We start from the raw sequence: 15,320 nt of genomic DNA on the forward strand, positions 1-15,320 counted from the left end.
ACAGGGCAACACGAGCTGCGGCACGCTGCGATCTTTTGATGTTGATTTTGCGGGGCAGGATCAAGAGATCGCAGCCTCGTGTTAGCGGGGCATGTAGCCGAGTTGCCAGCGTCGCGGAATTTTGAGGGAGAGCAGCCCGATCAGCGCGGCCAGCAGACCGCTGACAAACATCGCCTTGAGTCCCAAGTGGTGTTCCAGCACCGCGCCCAGAATCGCGCCGATAAACATCCCGCTCCATGGCACCAGTTGCACCCGCCAGCCGCCGCGCCGTTCGCCCAGCAGCCATCGGCCGAGGCCACGGCCGAATCGCGACAAGGCGCCGGTGACATAGGTCAGCCCGACCGGTAAACCATTCACTTCCTCGACCGACGCGTTGAGCATGCCCATGGCGACAATCGCCGCAAGCAACGCCGGCAGTTGCGTGTCATACGGCCAAGCCGCCGCCGCGCAGAGCAGGGTGGCGATGCACAGCAGGAGCGGCAACGCGCGTCGCCCGCCAAAGCGCGCAACGACAACGCCCAAGGCATTACCCAGCACAAAAGTGGCGACAAGAATCACCAGGCGCAAGGTCAGCCCGAGATCGCCATCACTGATCGCCACCGCCAGCCGGGTGGTGTTGCCGCTCATGAACGAGACGAAATCGCCGCTGGCCATAAAACCGATCGCATCGGTCATGCCGGCCAGTACCGACAGGCTGGCAACCAGCGCCAGACCCACACGCCCGCGCCATTTTTGCGTGTGCAGATGGCCGGGGCTGGCGCGGTGAGTCGAGGCGGAGGGCAGCATCGGTGACGGTATCCTTACGCGGCGGTTAAGGTTCTATCCCATACAGGTCGCAATATTCCAGCCAGTCCATGCCGGCCATCTCTGCGACCTCACGGTGCACCTCCCGGCGCTGCGCCTGATACTCCGCAGGCGTCTCGGCGGTCAGTTGCAAAGTCAGCTCCCAGGCAAACAACCCGAGGTTTTCCGCCTCGGCCTCGAAGGCTTCATGCAGGCGTTCTTCGCGATATTGCGCCTGGGTTTCGCCTTTGGCCTGGGCCAGCAAGGGATTGAGATGGTCGAGGCTTTCGCGTAGTTCGGGGCGTGCATCGAGAAACACTTTCAGGGCGTGTTCATGTCGCTGATCGGTAGGCGCCATGGGTTTTCCTTGTGAGGCTGATGACCTTAGGTTGCCGCAGCGGTGCGCGCGTGTCGCGCTATAAATTCAGTAAAGCAGAACGATTCTGGCCGCTGCGGTGATACAGTCCGCTTTTTTCTGAATGAGCGAATGCAATGCGAATGCTGATGGTAGCGCTGGCGGCAACGCTGCTGGCCGGTTGCGCGGGTTCGGTGATGAACGATGCTCGCACGCAAGCCCCTTACAAGGTTTTGACTTCGGACAAACCGGAGAAAGTCGTCGCGCAGTGCGTGCAATTCGGCTGGCAGGACGAGGCAGTGTTCGGTGTTGACGCCGCAGCCTATCTGGAGCCACGCAAGCCGGCTGGCACCACGGTGTATACGCGTTCGGCCGAGTCGTTTGTCGACGTCATCACTGAGGCTTCGGGCACGACGCTGAATTACTACGCGCAGAAGGATGATTTTGTGGCCAAGCGGCGCTTGGCGGCGTTGGCCACCTGCCTCTGATCAGGCGTTAAAGCGGCTGTCGCCTTCGCGGGCAAGCCTTGCTTCTACAAGAATGGGTGAACGGCACATCCTTGTAGCAGCAAAGCTTGCTCGCGAAGGGGCCCTGACATTCAACCAATAAGTCGCTTCTGGAAAAAATGCCGCTTATGCCCCAGCGGATAATCGATAATCTCGCCACATTCGCTGTACCCGACCTTCTTGTAAAACTCCGGCGCCTGAAATGAAAAGGTGTCGAGCCAGATCCCGACGCAATCGTTCTTGCGCGCAAAATCCTCGGCCATTTGCATCAGCTGCGAACCGATGCCCTGACCGCGCCCCTCTTCCGGCACCGCCAGCAACTCAATGAACAACCAGCGATAAAACGTGTGGCCATACAGGCCGCCGAGAATCGCGTCGTGCTCATCGCGCACCAACAGCGCCAGTGGCTCCATCTTCGACGGCCCGGCCTTGGCGATGTTGTGGGCGCGCAGCGGCGCGAGGATGGCGTTGCGTTGTTCTTCGTTGGGGTTTGCCGACAACTCGATGCGCAGGTTCATGCAGGACTTCCTTGTGGTCTGAGTCGCCAGACTATCCTGCCCGGCGGTCGTGTTCCAAGCCCCTGCGCAAAACCGGTGGAACCGCCGTTCGCGCGCTGCGGTCTAGGCTTTACAGCGTCATTCCAGCACGCGGTTGATGAGGACATCCCATGAATATTTTCGAAGCCCTTCGCGAAAGCCATGACCGCCAGCGCAGCTACGCCAAAGCCCTGATCAAGACCAGTGGCGATACGCCGGAACGCGTGGAGGCCTACAAACAACTGAAGGCTGAACTGCAAGCCCACGAAACCGCGGAAGAACGGCATTTCTATATCCCGTTGATGGAGTTCGACAACGGTGTCGACCTCAGCCGCCACGCGATTTCCGAGCACCATGAAATGGACGAGATGATGGAAGAACTCGACGAGACCGAGATGTCCAGCCCGGCATGGCTCGCGACCGCGAAGAAGCTCTCGGACAAAGTCCATCACCACCTCAAGGAAGAAGAGCAGAAGTTCTTCCAGATGGCTGGCAAATTGCTCAACGAGAAGCAGAAAGAACAGCTCGCCGGGCAATACGAAAAAGAGTTCCAGGCACAATTGTCGTAAACCGCTGACTGCAGGTTTTCGTCGTCTCGACGTGTACGCCTTTGGCTACGCGTCGAGTGCGATGCCTCACAATGTACTGTTTATATATCCAGTGTTTTCGGGTTTTTGCCAACGGTGTCCGCTCTGGCTGCGACAAAAGCGCCGATGGACAAAAAAACCACCTCCGTTAGGTTGAAGGCCTCTCCTCGGAAGGGAGAGTTCTTAAATCAACGGAGTGAAAAACATGAATCAAGTACAAGCACAAACCCAACTGAAACACGGTCGAGTGACCTCCCCGGCGAGCCGCGGTGCGGTCGCCATCGAGCAAGGATTGCTCGGCGCCTGGCAGGTCAACGAAATGGAAGGTGGCAAGAACTTCCCGGCGCTGGTGGCCGGTCCGTTTCCTGCGCCATATCAGACCGACTCGGCCAGCGTTGCACCACCGGCTGACGGCTACATCCTCAGCGGCGGCAAGGCGGATGCCCGCGATTGCGTGAACTTCACCGACGAGGAAATGAGCAAGAAGCTCGGTCGCCCGTTCACCTGGCCGCTGCTCAATGTCACCCCGGGGCAGGCACTGGAGATCAAATGGGAATACACCGCGCCGCATACCACGCGCGGCTATCGTTGGTTGATCACCAAGGACGGCTGGGACCCGAAACAACGCATCACCCGTGCGCAACTGGAAGCCCAACCGTTCTTCGAGGATTTCTACACCCAGGTGCCGTATTACAGCTATCCCAATGAGCTGAGGGCCAAGGTCAATCACGCGGTGAAACTGCCGGACGACAAAAAGGGCCGTCATGTCATCGTGCTGATGTGGATCGTTGCCAATACTGGCAATGCCTTCTATCAGGCCTTCGACGTCGACTTCAAATAAGTCGGCGACACCCCATTCACACGTTCTGAAGGATTAGAACATGTCAAAAATCGACTTCTCTTTGATGCAGAATCCGACGAGCGATGCAGCCTCGTTGATGCCGAGCATTGCCGGCAAAAAGATTCTGATGGGCTTCTGGCACAACTGGCCGGCGGGGCCGAGTGACGGCTACCGTCAGGGCCGCTTCGCGAGCCTCTCGCTGGAAGAGGTGCCCAAGGAATACAACGTGGTCGCGGTGGCGTTCATGAAAGGCAGCGGCATTCCGACCTTCAAGCCATTCAACGTGTCCGACGCCGAGTTCCGCCGGCAGGTCGCTGTCCTCAACAGTCAGGGGCGGGCGGTGCTGATCTCCCTGGGGGGCGCCGATGCGCACATCGAGCTGCGCGCCGGTCAGGAACAACCGCTGGCCAATGAAATCATCCGTCTGGTGGAAACCTACGGCTTCGACGGGCTGGACATCGATCTTGAACAGAGCGCGATTGACTTCGCTGCCAACAAGACCGTTCTGCCAGCGGCACTGAAACTGGTCAAGGATCACTACGCCGGTCAGGGCAAGCACTTCATCATCAGCATGGCCCCGGAGTTTCCGTACCTGACCAGCGCCGGCAAATACGTCGATTACTTGCAGGCGCTGGAGGGTTACTACGATTTCATCGCCCCGCAGTTCTATAACCAGGGCGGTGACGGGGTCTGGGTGCCGGAGGCCAACAACGGCGCAGGCGCGTGGATCGCGCAGAACAATGATGCGCTGAAGGAGGATTTCCTCTATTACCTGACTGAAAGTCTGGTGACCGGAACGCGGGGTTTCATCAGGATCCCGCCGGACAAGTTTGTCATCGGTCTGCCGGCCAACGTCGATGCGGCGGCCACCGGTTACGTCATCGACAAAACCGTGGTGGGCAACGCGCTCAAACGCCTGGCCATCAAGGGTTATCCGATCAAGGGCCTGATGACCTGGTCGGTGAACTGGGATAACGGCGCGAGCAAGGATCATGTGCCTTACAACTGGGAATTCAGCCGGCGTTATGGGCCGCTGATTCACGGCGCTCGTTCACTCGGGCAGGACCACGATCAAACGCTGGCGAACACCGCACGTTAGCTGCAAGTGAAAAAGCCCGGTAGCGCTGCCGGGCTTTTTTTGTGCGCACGATTATTCGACTATGGCGGCCTAGTGATGAAAAAAGGATCAGGCGTCATGTCCAAAACCGCTGAGCGGGTCAACATTGTCGACACTCAGGTGCTGTCCCACGACTGGTATCTGCTGAAGAAAATCACCTTTGACTATCAACGTAACAACGGCGATTGGCAGCGCCAGACCCGGGAAGTCTACGACCGCGGCAATGGCGCGGCGATTCTGCTGTTCAACCGCGAAAAGCGCAGCGTGGTGCTGACCCGGCAATTCCGCCTGCCGGTGTTCGTCAACGGCCATGACGGTTTGTTGATCGAAGTGGCGGCGGGCTTGCTTGAAGGTGAAGCGCCGGAACAACGGATTCGTGGTGAGGCGGAAGAAGAAACCGGCTATCGCGTCAGCGACGTGAAAAAGGTGTTCGAGGCTTACATGAGCCCAGGCTCGGTGACCGAGAAACTGCACTTTTTCATTGCCGAGTACGACGCAGCGTCGAAAGTCAGTGAGGGTGGCGGCCTGGAGGAAGAAACCGAAGAGCTGGAGGTGCTGGAGTGGTCTTTCGATGAGGCGCTGGCAGCGTTCCAGCGTGGCGAAATCTGCGACGCCAAGACCATTATGCTGTTGCAGTACGCAGCGATGAATAACCTGTTTTCCCGATAACAAAGATCGCAGCCTGCACTAATTCCCCTGTAGGAGCTGCCGCAGGCTGCGATCTTTTGATCTTAAAACCCTTCAAAACGCCCAGTCCCTGGCCCTTGCCCACCCTCCAGCGTCAGCAACCGTTCTTTCGCCTCCAGCCCCCCGGCAAACCCGGTCAGCTTCCCCGACGCACCAATCACCCGATGGCACGGCGCCACAATGGAGATCGGATTGCGTCCGTTCGCGGCGCCCACTGCCCGCACGGCCGTGGGATTGCCAATCTGCTCGGCGATCTGGCCATAGGTGCGCGTTTCACCAAACGGGATGGTCAGTAACGCCGCCCAGACCTGTCGCTGAAACGCTGTGCCGGCAAAGTCCAGTTCAAGTTCGAAGCGATCCCGCGTGCCGGCAAAATATTCTTCAAGTTGCCGAGCGGTTTTGATCAGAATCGGGTTGTCCGGTGCTGCGCTCATCGGGCCGAGGCGCACCCGGTTCGGTTTGTCGTTTTCCCAGAGGATGGCCGCCAGTCGTGAACCGTTCGCGACCAGCTTCAGTTCGCCGACCGGCGAGGGCAGGGTAATGAACGTGTAAGACATGGCAACGGGCTCCGGTGCAGGACGGCAACAGCGCTCAGCATACTGCCTGATCGGGGAGGCGCAAACCGCAAAGCCGACCATACTGCTTGTTGCCCTTGAAGCGTTCCCCTCTGTTTTGCACAGACCCTAAAACAAAAAAAGAGATCGACTCATGAAGTACGAACCTTTGGCCAAATCGCTGATAGCGACCTCACTGGCACTCAGCTGTCTGATGGCTCACGCCGCCTCCGTCGCACCGGTCGCCGCCGAAAACGGCATGGTGGTCACCGCACAACATCTGGCCACCCATGTCGGTGTCGACGTTTTGAAAAACGGCGGTAACGCGGTGGATGCGGCGGTTGCCGTCGGTTATGCGCTGGCGGTGGTTTATCCCGCAGCCGGCAACCTTGGTGGCGGCGGTTTCATGACCATCCAGCTGGCGGATGGGCGCAAGACCTTCCTCGATTTCCGCGAAAAAGCCCCGTTGGCGGCGACGGCCAACATGTACCTCGACAAAGAAGGCAACGTCGTTCCTGACCTCAGCACCCGTGGCCACCTGGCCGTTGGCGTGCCGGGTACCGTGTCCGGTATGGAGCTGGCGCTGAGCAAGTACGGCACCAAACCGCGCAAGGACATGATTGCCCCGGCGATCAAGCTGGCTGAAGACGGCTTCGAACTGGAGCAGGGCGACGTCGAGTTGCTGGAGTACGCCACCGACGTGTTCAAGAAGGACATGCGCGATTCCGGCTCGATCTTCCTGCACAACGGCGAGCCGATGCAGGTCGGACAAAAACTGGTGCAGAAGGACCTCGGCAAGACCCTGCGGACCATTTCCGAAAAAGGTGCCGACGGCTTCTATAAAGGCTGGGTCGCCGACGCTATCGTCACCTCCAGCCAGGCCAACAAAGGCATCATCACCCAGGCCGACCTCGACAAATACAAGACCCGTGAACTGGCCCCGGTGGAGTGTGATTACCGTGGTTACCACGTGGTCTCGGCGCCACCGCCAAGCTCCGGCGGTGTGGTGATCTGCCAGATCATGAATATCCTCGAGGGTTATCCGATGAAGGACCTGGGCTTCCATTCGGCCCAAGGCATGCACTACCAGATCGAAGCGATGCGCCACGCGTATGTTGATCGCAACAGCTACCTCGGCGATCCGGACTTCGTGAAAAACCCGATCGAGCACCTGCTCGACAAGAACTACGCGACCAAGCTGCGCGACGCGATTCAGCCGCAAAAGGCTGGCGTCTCGGCGGAACTGAAACCCGGCACGGCACCACATGAAGGCAGCAACACCACGCACTATTCGATCGTCGACAAGTGGGGCAATGCGGTTTCGGTCACCTACACCCTCAATGACTGGTTCGGCGCGGGCGTGATGGCGAGCAAGACCGGGGTGATTCTCAACGACGAAATGGACGACTTCACCTCCAAGGTCGGCGTGCCGAACATGTACGGCCTGGTGCAGGGCGAAGCCAACGCCATCGCGCCGGGCAAGGCACCGCTGTCGTCGATGAGCCCGACCATCGTTACCAAGGATGGCAAAGTGGTGATGGTAGTGGGGACGCCTGGCGGCAGCCGGATCATCACCGCGACTTTGCTGACCATGCTCAACGTCATCGACTACGGCATGGGCCTGCAGGAAGCGGTCGACGCGCCGCGTTTCCACCAGCAGTGGATGCCGGAGGAAACCAACCTCGAAGACTTCGCCGCCAGCCCCGACACGAAGAAAATCCTCGAGAGCTGGGGGCACAAGTTCGCCGGACCGCAGGATGCCAACCACATCGCTGCGATTCTGGTCGGGGCGCCGTCGCTGGGCGGTAAACCGGTCGGCAAAAACCGCTTCTACGGCGCCAACGATCCACGGCGCAATACCGGGTTGTCACTGGGATACTGAGGGCGTAAAAAAGGCGCGGGCTCAGGCCCGCACCTGTCTCAAGGATTGATCAAGGAAGGCTCATCATGACCACCGCATTACTGATCATCGACGTTCAACGCGCGCTCTGCGCGGGCGAATACCAGTGCCATGACATCCATCGTGTGATCGATACCATCAACCCGCTCAGCCGCCGCGCGCGCGCGGCGGGCGTGCCTGTCGTGTTGATCCAGCACGAAGAAGCCGACAGCCCGTTGGCCCATGGCGCTGAAGGCTGGCAACTGGCTGAAGCGTTGCAAACCTCCAGCCAAGACCTGCGCGTGCGCAAGACCACGGCGGATGCGTTTTATCAGACGGACTTGCGCAAGCTGCTGCCAAGCGAGGATTTCGAGCGGCTGGTAATTTGCGGCCTGCAAACCGATTACTGCGTCAACGCCACCGTGCGCCAGGCGCATCAGCTCGGTTACGACGTGGTGCTCGTCGCCGACGCGCATTCCACCGTCGACAACGGCAACATGAGTGCTGAAGACATCATCGCCGAACATAACAAAGACCTCGCCCACCTGACCGGTTCCGTCGCCCGCATCGACGTCAAACCCGCCGCTACCATCACCTTCTGACCACAACCCCCTCAGGAGCAAAGCTTGCTGGCGAAAGCGCCCGCCCAGCCACCCAAAAGGCCGGCAGTGGCACCGCCTTCGCGAGCAAGCTTTGCTCCTGCGAGGATTTTCGGTGGCCGCACTGGCATACTGCGCGCCGTCCGAAGAATGGAATCTATCGATGTTCGCCTTGACCCTTCGTCATGCCCTGGCGCTGACAGCCCTCGCGTTTGCCTCCAGTGTCCACGCCGCCAGTTTCGATTGCGCCAGCGCCGCCAGCAAAGTGGAAAAAGCCATTTGTGCCGATGCCGATCTTTCGCGTCTCGATGAGCAGCTCGCAGAGCGTTGGCGCACGACGCTCGCCAACGTCCCCGACCCCAAGGCGCTCAAGACCGATCAGCGCCAATGGCTGAAAAATCGCAACGGCTGTGGCGACCTGACGGCCTGCTTGCGCCGCCAGTATCTGATGCGCCTGGCCGAACTCGAACATGCCACGCAGCCCTTCAGTTGGGATGCGACCTGGCAACTCATTCCGCCCAGCACGACAACGTCGGCGACCGCGACCACCCACCGCCGTGACGCCACGCACGTTTTCATCAGCATAGAGGCGGGTGAGGGTGGTAACTCCGGCGATATTGAAGGCGTCGCCACGCTCAAGGACGGCATAGCGATTTACGCGGAAGACGAATGCACCCTGTTGCTCACGCCGATCAACGGCGTGCTGGACATTTCGCACGCGGGCGCTGGCGGCTATTGCAGCGCCGGGATGGGCGTGTATTACACCGGCCGCTTTATCGCTTCGGAGCAGCCGTTGACCCTGGATTACGACATGCTCAGCCTGGGCCTGGCGCGCACGCCCGCCGAAAACCAGGCCTTGCACGCGCTGCTTGAAGACGATTACCAGAGGGCTGTGGGCACGTCGGGGTCATTGATGACCGCGCAACCTTCATCCGACGTGCCGGACAGTCAGGTCACCGAAATGTGGATGCGCGGTCTGGGCGGGACCGGCATCATCATGCGTGCCAGCGGCGCGCGCTTCTGGGTGCTGCTGGTGACATACGAGGGTGGCAAGTCGCGCCTGCGCTATTACACCAACGTGCCGAAATGGAAAACCCGGTTGCCTGTAGCTTTGCAGGCCTGGCATGAACGCATGAAAAACAACCTCGATCTGCCTATCGAATTCATGCCCTGACGCAACCCTCTGTGGCTGCACAACCCCTGTGGTGAGGGGATTCATCCCCGACGGGCTGCACAGCAGCCCTCAACCCCCACACAACTCAAGTCGCAAACAACACCCCGCGAATCTCCCCAACCCGTGGCGCGACCACCACACCCTCCAGCACCATCCGCGTAATCGTTTCCGCCGCCGTCTGATAATCCTCATCCTGCGGTTCGGCGCGCCCGGTGATGCAGCCCATCTGCCAGCCAATATTGGTGTAAGTGCGCGTCGCCGACCAGATGAACAGCATCAAATGCTCCGGGTCCACCGGTGCCAACAGACCACGCTCGATCCAGCTGCGCAGGCACTCGACATTGCGCCGCGCTTCAGCGTGCAACAGGTCGCGACACTCGTCGGGCAACTGCCGGCCACCCAGCAGCAACTCGCCACTGAACACCTTGGCAATCGCCGGATGCTCACGGGCAATCCGGATTCGCGCCGCGACGTAGGCGCGCAGCCCGATCAGCGGATCGTCACTTTCGCGCAGCACCGCCGAGGCTTCCAGCAACGGTTCGACGAACCCCAGCAGCACTTTGCTGTAGAGGTTTTCCTTGGTCTGGAAGTAGTAATACAGATTCGCCTTGGGCACCCCGGCGCGGGCGGCGATGTCGCGGGTCTGGGTGGCGTCGAAGCCATTGGCGGCGAATTCTTCGCTGGCGGCGGCAAGGATCAACTGCTCGTTGCGGACTCTTATGGCGCTCATGGAAATACGGAATAAATGGACGGCATGGCAAGGTTCTGGCGATTTCGGTTTCGCAATATACAAAACTATATAGCGGTGAAGCCAGCAGACTCGACGCACAGCGCTATGCTGGATCGATAATTTGAGCGATCAAGGAAGGGCCATGACAATTCAGGTAGTGCGCGCCAACACGCCACAGCTGGACGCGGTTGCGCAGTTGTTCGACGCTTATCGGGGCTTTTACCAGCAGCCCTCCAACCTCGGGCAATCGCGTGCATTCATCGCCGAGCGCATGGCGGGCAACGAGTCGGCGATTTTTCTGGCTGAGGGCGAAGAGGCAGAGGCGCTGGGTTTCGTGCAGCTTTATCCGACGTTTTCATCCATCGACGCTCACCGCACCTGGCTGCTCAGCGACTTGTTCACGGCGCCGACTGCCCGTGGTCGCGGCGTCGGCCGGTTGCTGATGAACACGGCGCGCGACTTTGCCTTGCAGACCGGCGCCAAAGGCCTGGTGCTGGAAACCGCCATCGAAAACTTCACTGCACAGCGTTTGTACGAGTCACTCGGGTATGTGCGCGATAGCGGTTACTACACCTACCTGCTCGACTTGCGTCAGGGCTGACAGGCAATCCGTCAACAACCCTTCGATCTGCGCCAGTTCCCAGGTACTGAGCAAACTCACCGGATCGGTGCCGTAACGCTGCCAGGTATCCAGCGCGCCCTCCTGCCCGTCGCCGCTGCGGGCCTGTTCACAGTGATGCAGTCGCCCACCCTCAAAATCCAGCAGCAGGCGCCAACCCTCGATTTCGACCGCGACCAACCCGCTCGCGGCAGGTGGCTCGCAGACCTTGAACGGCAATACGCCCAGTGTCGCGTCGCGCAGGCGCTGGCACACTTCGCGCGCGCTTAGAAAAGATGACATGGTCGAACTCAACGCATACACAGGTGCGCCAGCATAAAGCCCGAGTCGACAAGTGTCAGCGATCACTGGCCCGATCCCGGACAATTCCGTAACATCCGCAACCCTCTTTTCCCCCGAACACCGGCGACCGAGCTCCTCGGCCGCTCAGTCAGGTATGCCATGAAACCGATTCGTCTGCGCGCCGATGTCCTGGCCGGACTCACCACCTCGTTTGCCCTGTTGCCCGAATGCATTGCGTTCGCGCTGGTGGCGCACCTCAATCCGCTGATGGGCCTGTATGGCGCGTTCATCATTTGTACGCTGACCGCGCTGTTCGGCGGCCGGCCGGGCATGGTCTCCGGTGCGGCCGGTTCGATGGCTGTGGTGATTGTTGCGCTGGTGGTGCAGCAGGGCGTGCAGTATCTGCTGGCGACGGTGTTGCTCGGCGGTCTGATCATGATGGCGTTCGGACTGTTGCGCCTGGGCAAACTGGTGCGCATGGTGCCGCACTCGGTGATGCTCGGCTTCGTCAACGGCCTGGCGATCATTATTGCGCTGGCGCAGCTGGAGCATTTCAAAAGCGCTGAAGAGTGGCTCAGCGGCACGCCGTTGTACCTGATGGCAGGCCTGGTGGCGCTGACCATGGCCATCGTCTACATTCTGCCGCGCCTGACCAAAGCTGTGCCTCCAGCGCTGGTGGCGATTCTTGGCGTTGGCCTGCTGGTCTACCTGTTCGGTTTGCCGACCCGCACCCTCGGCGACATGGCGCACATTGCCGGCGGCCTGCCGACGTTCGCACTGCCCGATATCCCGTGGAACCTGGAGACCCTGCGGATCATCGCCCCGTACGCGATCCTGATGGCGCTGGTCGGTCTGCTGGAAACGCTGCTGACGCTGAACCTCACCGATGAAATCACCGAAACCCGTGGCTACCCGGACCGCGAATGTGTGGCGCTTGGCGCAGCCAACATGGTCTCCGGCGCGTTCGGCGGCATGGGCGGTTGCGCGATGATCGGCCAGACCGTGATCAACCTCAGCTCCGGCGGGCGCGGGCGCTTGTCCGGCGTGGTCGCGGGCGTGCTGATTCTGTTGTTCATCCTGTTCCTGTCGCCGCTGATCGAGCGGATTCCGCTGGCGGCGCTGGTCGGCGTGATGTTCGTGGTGTCGCAGCAGACCTTCGCCTGGGCGTCGTTGCGGGTGATCAACAAAGTGCCGCTCAACGATGTGCTGGTGATCATCGCCGTGACCACCATCACCGTGTTCACCGATCTGGCCACCGCTGTGCTGTGCGGCATCATCATTGCGGCGCTGAACTTCGCCTGGCAGCAGGCGCGCGAGCTGTACGCCGATGAGCATGTCGAAGCCGACGGCAGCAAACTCTATCGCCTGCACGGCACTCTGTTTTTCGCCTCGACCACGCCGTTTCTCAATCAGTTCGATCCGGCCAATGACCCGGCCCACGTGACTCTCGATTGCCGGCATCTGAGCTTTGTCGATTACTCGGCGATCGCTGCACTGAAAACCCTGCGTGAGCGCTACGCCAAGGCTGGCAAGCACTTGCAGGTGTTTCATCTCTCGGAACGCTGCAAGAAACTGCTCAAGCGTGCCGGTGTCGCCCACGACTGAAGCCTGCGTCGATCAGCCCCAGGTCCTGGCAAGAATGCGCGAGACCTGCTCGGCCGAATACGGTTTGGCGAGAAACTCGAAACCGTCGTAACCGCTGCGCGCCAACTCCTCGCTGTAACCCGACGTGAGGATCACCGGCAGATCCGCGCGTCGGCGGCGCAGCTCCCGGGCCAGCGCAATGCCGCTGATGCCCGGCATGACCACATCGGAAAACACCGCGTCGAACGCCATCGCGTCCGTTCCGGCCAGTTGCAGGGCTTGCTCGGCGTTGGTCGCCCAAGCGGTTTCGTAACCCAGATCCTGAAGGATCTGATTGGCAAAGCGGCCGACGTCCAGATTGTCCTCGACCACCAGCACCCGGCGTTTGGCGTGCACCGGTGGCGCTTCGCCCGGGTCTGCCAGTTCGGTCGATGCCCGCGCCGCCGCGCTTTCCACTTGCGGCAGGTACAAGGCGAAGACCGTGCCCTGGCCTGGCACGCTGGACACATCGACGTTGCCGCCCGACTGTTTGGCAAACCCGAACACCTGTGAGAGTCCCAGGCCGGTGCCTTTGCCGACAGCCTTGGTGGTGAAGAACGGCTCGAAAATATGCTCGAGGGTTTTCGCGTCGATCCCCGAGCCGTTGTCGGTCAGCGTGATCGCCACAAACGCACTCTGCGACCCCGCATGGCCGCGAATCACTGGCAATGACAGATCACCTTGCAGACGCAGTTTGAGTAAACCCTGGCCCTCCATTGCATCACGGGCATTCAACGCGATGTTGATCAGCGCCGTTTCGAACTGGCTCAGGTCGACGTGGATGTAGCAGGGTTGATCGGGCAGTTCGACGCTGACATGGATCTGCGCCCCGGTGACGGATTCGAGCATCTCGCCGATGTTCGCCAGACGCTCACCGGCATCGATAATCTGTGGGTTCAACGGCTGGCGCCGGGCGAAGGCGAGCAACTGACTGGTGAGTTTGGCGGCACGCTCGACCGTGTCCGACATCGCGCGCATGTAGCGTTGGCGACGTTCTTCCGACAGGTTGGGCAAGCGTAAAAAGTCCACCGATGAGCGAATGATGGTCAGCAGGTTGTTGAAGTCGTGGGCGACGCCGCCAGTGAGCTGGCCGATGGCTTCGAGCTTTTGCGACTGGCGCAATGCCGACTCGGCGTGAGCGAGGCGCACGCTGCGCTCCTCGACACGTTGCTCCAGTGTGGCGTTCAACTCCGCCAATGCCGTCAGGCCCGCACGCACATCGGCGTCGGCGCGCACGCGTTCGATGTGCGCCCAGCAGCGCTCGGTCACTTCGCTCAACAACGCCTGTTCAAAGGGCGACCAGGCCCGTGCGACTTTGTCGTGAATGGCCATCAAAGCGGTCAGCCGACCTTGTTTGATCAACGGCACACAAACGGTCGCGGTAATGCCGATGTCCTGAAATGTCGCCGATTCTTGCGGTGGCAATTCGGCGCGGTTGTCGTGGATGATCAGCGGTTTGCCGGCCCGCAGCAGAGTCACCGCCTTCTCGCCGAAGTCGCGCAACTGGTAATGGCCGACGATGCTCGGCGAGCCCGGCGCGGCCCAGTCGCCGCGAATGGTGAAGCCGTCTTCATCGGCATCCATGTCGGCGTACGCGCAGTTGGACAAGTGCAATTGCTCGACCATCAACCGCGTGCTCGCGGCGAGAATCGCTGGTGCTTCAGTAGCATTGGCGACGGCGTTGCCGAGGGCATCGAGCACCGCCAGGCGCTGGTTGAGAAACACCGTCTGGGTGGTTTCGGTGACGGTGTCGAGCAGGCCGACGACCGTGCCCTGCGGGTCGCGAATCGGGCTGTAGCAGAAAGTGAAATAGGCCTGTTCCGGGCCATTGCCGCGTTCGACGACCAGCGGAAAATTTTCGATGTAAGTCGCCTGGCCGGCGTATGCCGCCGTGGCGATGGGACTGATTTCGCGCCAGGCTTCTTGCCAGATATGACTGAACGGCCGCCCCAACGCGAGCGGCTTGTCGCCGAGGATCGGCATGAAAGCGTCGTTGAACAGGGTGGTCAGCTCAGGCCCCCAGACGATGGCCTGAGGGAAGTGCGAGCCGAGACTGAGCGAGACGGTGGTCTTGAGCACATCGGGCCATTGCTCCAACGGGCCGAGCGGGGTATTCGTCCAGTCGTGCCGTCGAATCAGCTCGGCCATCTCGCTGTTATTTTGCAACCAGTCTGTCATAGGGGGCGTGGCTTTCCTGACGTCAGTATCTGATGAAAGACCCTGGTGCGCGCTGTCGGGTTCAGCGCACCTGCCTGTTGGCGAAGCAGGGCCTTGTACATCATTGCACGATGCGTCGGACAAAACATTTCGTGGTGAGGGGATTTGCCGGTGACGGGGTGTTTCGGGGGGGCTTGTTCTGGCTTTGAAAGTGGGGGACTGCTGCGCAGTCCATCGGGGATAAATCCCCTCGCCACAGGGGTTTCTTCAGGCAGGCACGATGCGTCAGGC

The 15,320-nt window shown here is 60.6% G+C and carries 16 protein-coding genes and 1 pseudogene; 10 read left to right on the forward strand and 7 right to left on the reverse strand.

Features of this window, described 5'->3' with window-relative positions; genetic code table 11:
* Positions 1 to 81: 81 nt before the first annotated feature.
* Both ACQ4MY_RS13705 and ACQ4MY_RS13710 read right to left on the reverse strand, forming a co-directional pair.
* Positions 82 to 786: a YoaK family protein gene (locus ACQ4MY_RS13705; RefSeq protein WP_158835202.1), complete on the reverse strand. Its 705-nt coding sequence runs from the start codon at positions 784 to 786 to the stop codon at positions 82 to 84.
* A 25-nt stretch (positions 787 to 811) separates the two neighbouring features.
* The gene (locus tag ACQ4MY_RS13710) at positions 812 to 1,141 is read right to left on the reverse strand and encodes a DUF6388 family protein (protein WP_158835199.1); all 330 of its coding nucleotides are present in this window, start codon (positions 1,139 to 1,141) and stop codon (positions 812 to 814) included.
* Between the two features lie 134 nt (positions 1,142 to 1,275).
* On the opposite strand from ACQ4MY_RS13710, the gene ACQ4MY_RS13715 reads away from it, so the two are divergent.
* A complete protein-coding gene (locus ACQ4MY_RS13715) occupies positions 1,276 to 1,626 on the forward strand; it encodes a hypothetical protein (RefSeq protein ID WP_008086861.1) in 351 nt (116 codons plus the stop codon).
* A 110-nt stretch (positions 1,627 to 1,736) separates the two neighbouring features.
* On the opposite strand, the gene ACQ4MY_RS13720 is transcribed toward ACQ4MY_RS13715, so the two are convergent.
* Entirely contained in the window at positions 1,737 to 2,162 is a 426-nt protein-coding gene (locus tag ACQ4MY_RS13720; protein WP_008086860.1) for a GNAT family N-acetyltransferase, read from the reverse strand.
* A gap of 149 nt (positions 2,163 to 2,311) precedes the next feature.
* Here ACQ4MY_RS13720 and ACQ4MY_RS13725 point away from each other — a divergent pair, with 149 nt between their 5' ends.
* The 4 genes and pseudogenes from ACQ4MY_RS13725 (at position 2,312) to ACQ4MY_RS13740 (ending at position 5,394) form a co-directional block, all read left to right on the forward strand.
* Positions 2,312 to 2,749: a hemerythrin domain-containing protein gene (locus tag ACQ4MY_RS13725; RefSeq protein ID WP_008086859.1), complete on the forward strand. Its 438-nt coding sequence runs from the start codon at positions 2,312 to 2,314 to the stop codon at positions 2,747 to 2,749.
* 223 nt (positions 2,750 to 2,972) lie between these two features.
* Complete coding sequence (locus ACQ4MY_RS13730) at positions 2,973 to 3,608, forward strand: lytic polysaccharide monooxygenase auxiliary activity family 9 protein (RefSeq protein ID WP_440095486.1); 636 nt, start codon at positions 2,973 to 2,975, stop codon at positions 3,606 to 3,608.
* A gap of 40 nt (positions 3,609 to 3,648) precedes the next feature.
* Positions 3,649 to 4,650 (forward strand): annotated as a pseudogene (locus ACQ4MY_RS13735) (chitinase); the annotation flags it as partial.
* Positions 4,651 to 4,803: 153 nt separating this feature from the next.
* A complete protein-coding gene (locus tag ACQ4MY_RS13740) occupies positions 4,804 to 5,394 on the forward strand; it encodes an NUDIX domain-containing protein (RefSeq protein ID WP_008086856.1) in 591 nt (196 codons plus the stop codon).
* Positions 5,395 to 5,456: 62 nt separating this feature from the next.
* Here the strand turns inward: ACQ4MY_RS13740 and ACQ4MY_RS13745 are convergent, their stop codons facing one another.
* Positions 5,457 to 5,969, reverse strand: coding sequence for a methylated-DNA--[protein]-cysteine S-methyltransferase (locus ACQ4MY_RS13745; RefSeq protein WP_440095488.1), 513 nt, complete (start codon positions 5,967 to 5,969; stop codon positions 5,457 to 5,459).
* Between the two features lie 151 nt (positions 5,970 to 6,120).
* Between ACQ4MY_RS13745 and ggt the strand changes: the two genes are divergently transcribed.
* The 3 genes from ggt (at position 6,121) to ACQ4MY_RS13760 (ending at position 9,618) form a co-directional block, all read left to right on the forward strand.
* A complete protein-coding gene (gene ggt, locus ACQ4MY_RS13750; protein WP_008086853.1) occupies positions 6,121 to 7,848 on the forward strand; it encodes a gamma-glutamyltransferase in 1,728 nt (575 codons plus the stop codon).
* A 65-nt stretch (positions 7,849 to 7,913) separates the two neighbouring features.
* Positions 7,914 to 8,447, forward strand: a complete 534-nt coding sequence (locus tag ACQ4MY_RS13755) for a cysteine hydrolase family protein (RefSeq protein WP_440095489.1) — start codon at positions 7,914 to 7,916, stop codon at positions 8,445 to 8,447.
* A 160-nt stretch (positions 8,448 to 8,607) separates the two neighbouring features.
* The gene (locus tag ACQ4MY_RS13760; protein ID WP_440095490.1) at positions 8,608 to 9,618 is read left to right on the forward strand and encodes a lysozyme inhibitor LprI family protein; all 1,011 of its coding nucleotides are present in this window, start codon (positions 8,608 to 8,610) and stop codon (positions 9,616 to 9,618) included.
* Between the two features lie 85 nt (positions 9,619 to 9,703).
* Here ACQ4MY_RS13760 and ACQ4MY_RS13765 read toward each other — a convergent pair whose 3' ends face one another.
* The gene (locus ACQ4MY_RS13765; protein WP_008086848.1) at positions 9,704 to 10,348 is read right to left on the reverse strand and encodes a TetR/AcrR family transcriptional regulator; all 645 of its coding nucleotides are present in this window, start codon (positions 10,346 to 10,348) and stop codon (positions 9,704 to 9,706) included.
* A 142-nt stretch (positions 10,349 to 10,490) separates the two neighbouring features.
* On the opposite strand from ACQ4MY_RS13765, the gene ACQ4MY_RS13770 reads away from it, so the two are divergent.
* Positions 10,491 to 10,949, forward strand: a complete 459-nt coding sequence (locus tag ACQ4MY_RS13770; protein ID WP_440095491.1) for a GNAT family N-acetyltransferase — start codon at positions 10,491 to 10,493, stop codon at positions 10,947 to 10,949.
* On the opposite strand, the gene ACQ4MY_RS13775 is transcribed toward ACQ4MY_RS13770, so the two are convergent.
* Positions 10,887 to 11,249, reverse strand: a complete 363-nt coding sequence (locus ACQ4MY_RS13775; protein WP_440095493.1) for a DUF7693 family protein — start codon at positions 11,247 to 11,249, stop codon at positions 10,887 to 10,889. The genes ACQ4MY_RS13770 and ACQ4MY_RS13775 overlap by 63 nt on opposite strands.
* A 159-nt stretch (positions 11,250 to 11,408) precedes the next feature.
* Here ACQ4MY_RS13775 and ACQ4MY_RS13780 point away from each other — a divergent pair, with 159 nt between their 5' ends.
* Positions 11,409 to 12,854 carry a SulP family inorganic anion transporter gene (locus ACQ4MY_RS13780; RefSeq protein WP_008086845.1) on the forward strand — a complete coding sequence of 482 codons (1,446 nt, stop codon included), beginning with the start codon at positions 11,409 to 11,411 and terminating at the stop codon, positions 12,852 to 12,854.
* A gap of 12 nt (positions 12,855 to 12,866) precedes the next feature.
* On the opposite strand, the gene ACQ4MY_RS13785 is transcribed toward ACQ4MY_RS13780, so the two are convergent.
* Complete coding sequence (locus ACQ4MY_RS13785; protein WP_440095494.1) at positions 12,867 to 15,050, reverse strand: GAF domain-containing protein; 2,184 nt, start codon at positions 15,048 to 15,050, stop codon at positions 12,867 to 12,869.
* Positions 15,051 to 15,320: the final 270 nt, after the last annotated feature.

Source organism: Pseudomonas sp. SM4, assembly GCF_051913165.1.
In the GTDB taxonomy this organism is placed as follows: Bacteria; Pseudomonadota; Gammaproteobacteria; order Pseudomonadales; family Pseudomonadaceae; genus Aquipseudomonas.

Coding starts and splice junctions, on each gene's coding strand:
- ACQ4MY_RS13755 (WP_440095489.1), top strand. CDS start 7,914: ATGACCACCGCATTACTGATCATCGACGTTCAACGCGCGCTCTGCGCG.
- ACQ4MY_RS13720 (WP_008086860.1), bottom strand. CDS start 2,162: ATGAACCTGCGCATCGAGTTGTCGGCAAACCCCAACGAAGAACAACGC.
- ACQ4MY_RS13710 (WP_158835199.1), bottom strand. CDS start 1,141: ATGGCGCCTACCGATCAGCGACATGAACACGCCCTGAAAGTGTTTCTC.
- ACQ4MY_RS13730 (WP_440095486.1), top strand. CDS start 2,973: ATGAATCAAGTACAAGCACAAACCCAACTGAAACACGGTCGAGTGACC.
- ACQ4MY_RS13705 (WP_158835202.1), bottom strand. CDS start 786: ATGCTGCCCTCCGCCTCGACTCACCGCGCCAGCCCCGGCCATCTGCAC.
- ACQ4MY_RS13775 (WP_440095493.1), bottom strand. CDS start 11,249: ATGTCATCTTTTCTAAGCGCGCGCGAAGTGTGCCAGCGCCTGCGCGAC.
- ACQ4MY_RS13765 (WP_008086848.1), bottom strand. CDS start 10,348: ATGAGCGCCATAAGAGTCCGCAACGAGCAGTTGATCCTTGCCGCCGCC.
- ACQ4MY_RS13725 (WP_008086859.1), top strand. CDS start 2,312: ATGAATATTTTCGAAGCCCTTCGCGAAAGCCATGACCGCCAGCGCAGC.
- ACQ4MY_RS13745 (WP_440095488.1), bottom strand. CDS start 5,969: ATGTCTTACACGTTCATTACCCTGCCCTCGCCGGTCGGCGAACTGAAG.
- ACQ4MY_RS13780 (WP_008086845.1), top strand. CDS start 11,409: ATGAAACCGATTCGTCTGCGCGCCGATGTCCTGGCCGGACTCACCACC.
- ggt (WP_008086853.1), top strand. CDS start 6,121: ATGAAGTACGAACCTTTGGCCAAATCGCTGATAGCGACCTCACTGGCA.
- ACQ4MY_RS13770 (WP_440095491.1), top strand. CDS start 10,491: ATGACAATTCAGGTAGTGCGCGCCAACACGCCACAGCTGGACGCGGTT.
- ACQ4MY_RS13785 (WP_440095494.1), bottom strand. CDS start 15,050: ATGACAGACTGGTTGCAAAATAACAGCGAGATGGCCGAGCTGATTCGA.
- ACQ4MY_RS13760 (WP_440095490.1), top strand. CDS start 8,608: ATGTTCGCCTTGACCCTTCGTCATGCCCTGGCGCTGACAGCCCTCGCG.
- ACQ4MY_RS13715 (WP_008086861.1), top strand. CDS start 1,276: ATGCGAATGCTGATGGTAGCGCTGGCGGCAACGCTGCTGGCCGGTTGC.
- ACQ4MY_RS13740 (WP_008086856.1), top strand. CDS start 4,804: ATGTCCAAAACCGCTGAGCGGGTCAACATTGTCGACACTCAGGTGCTG.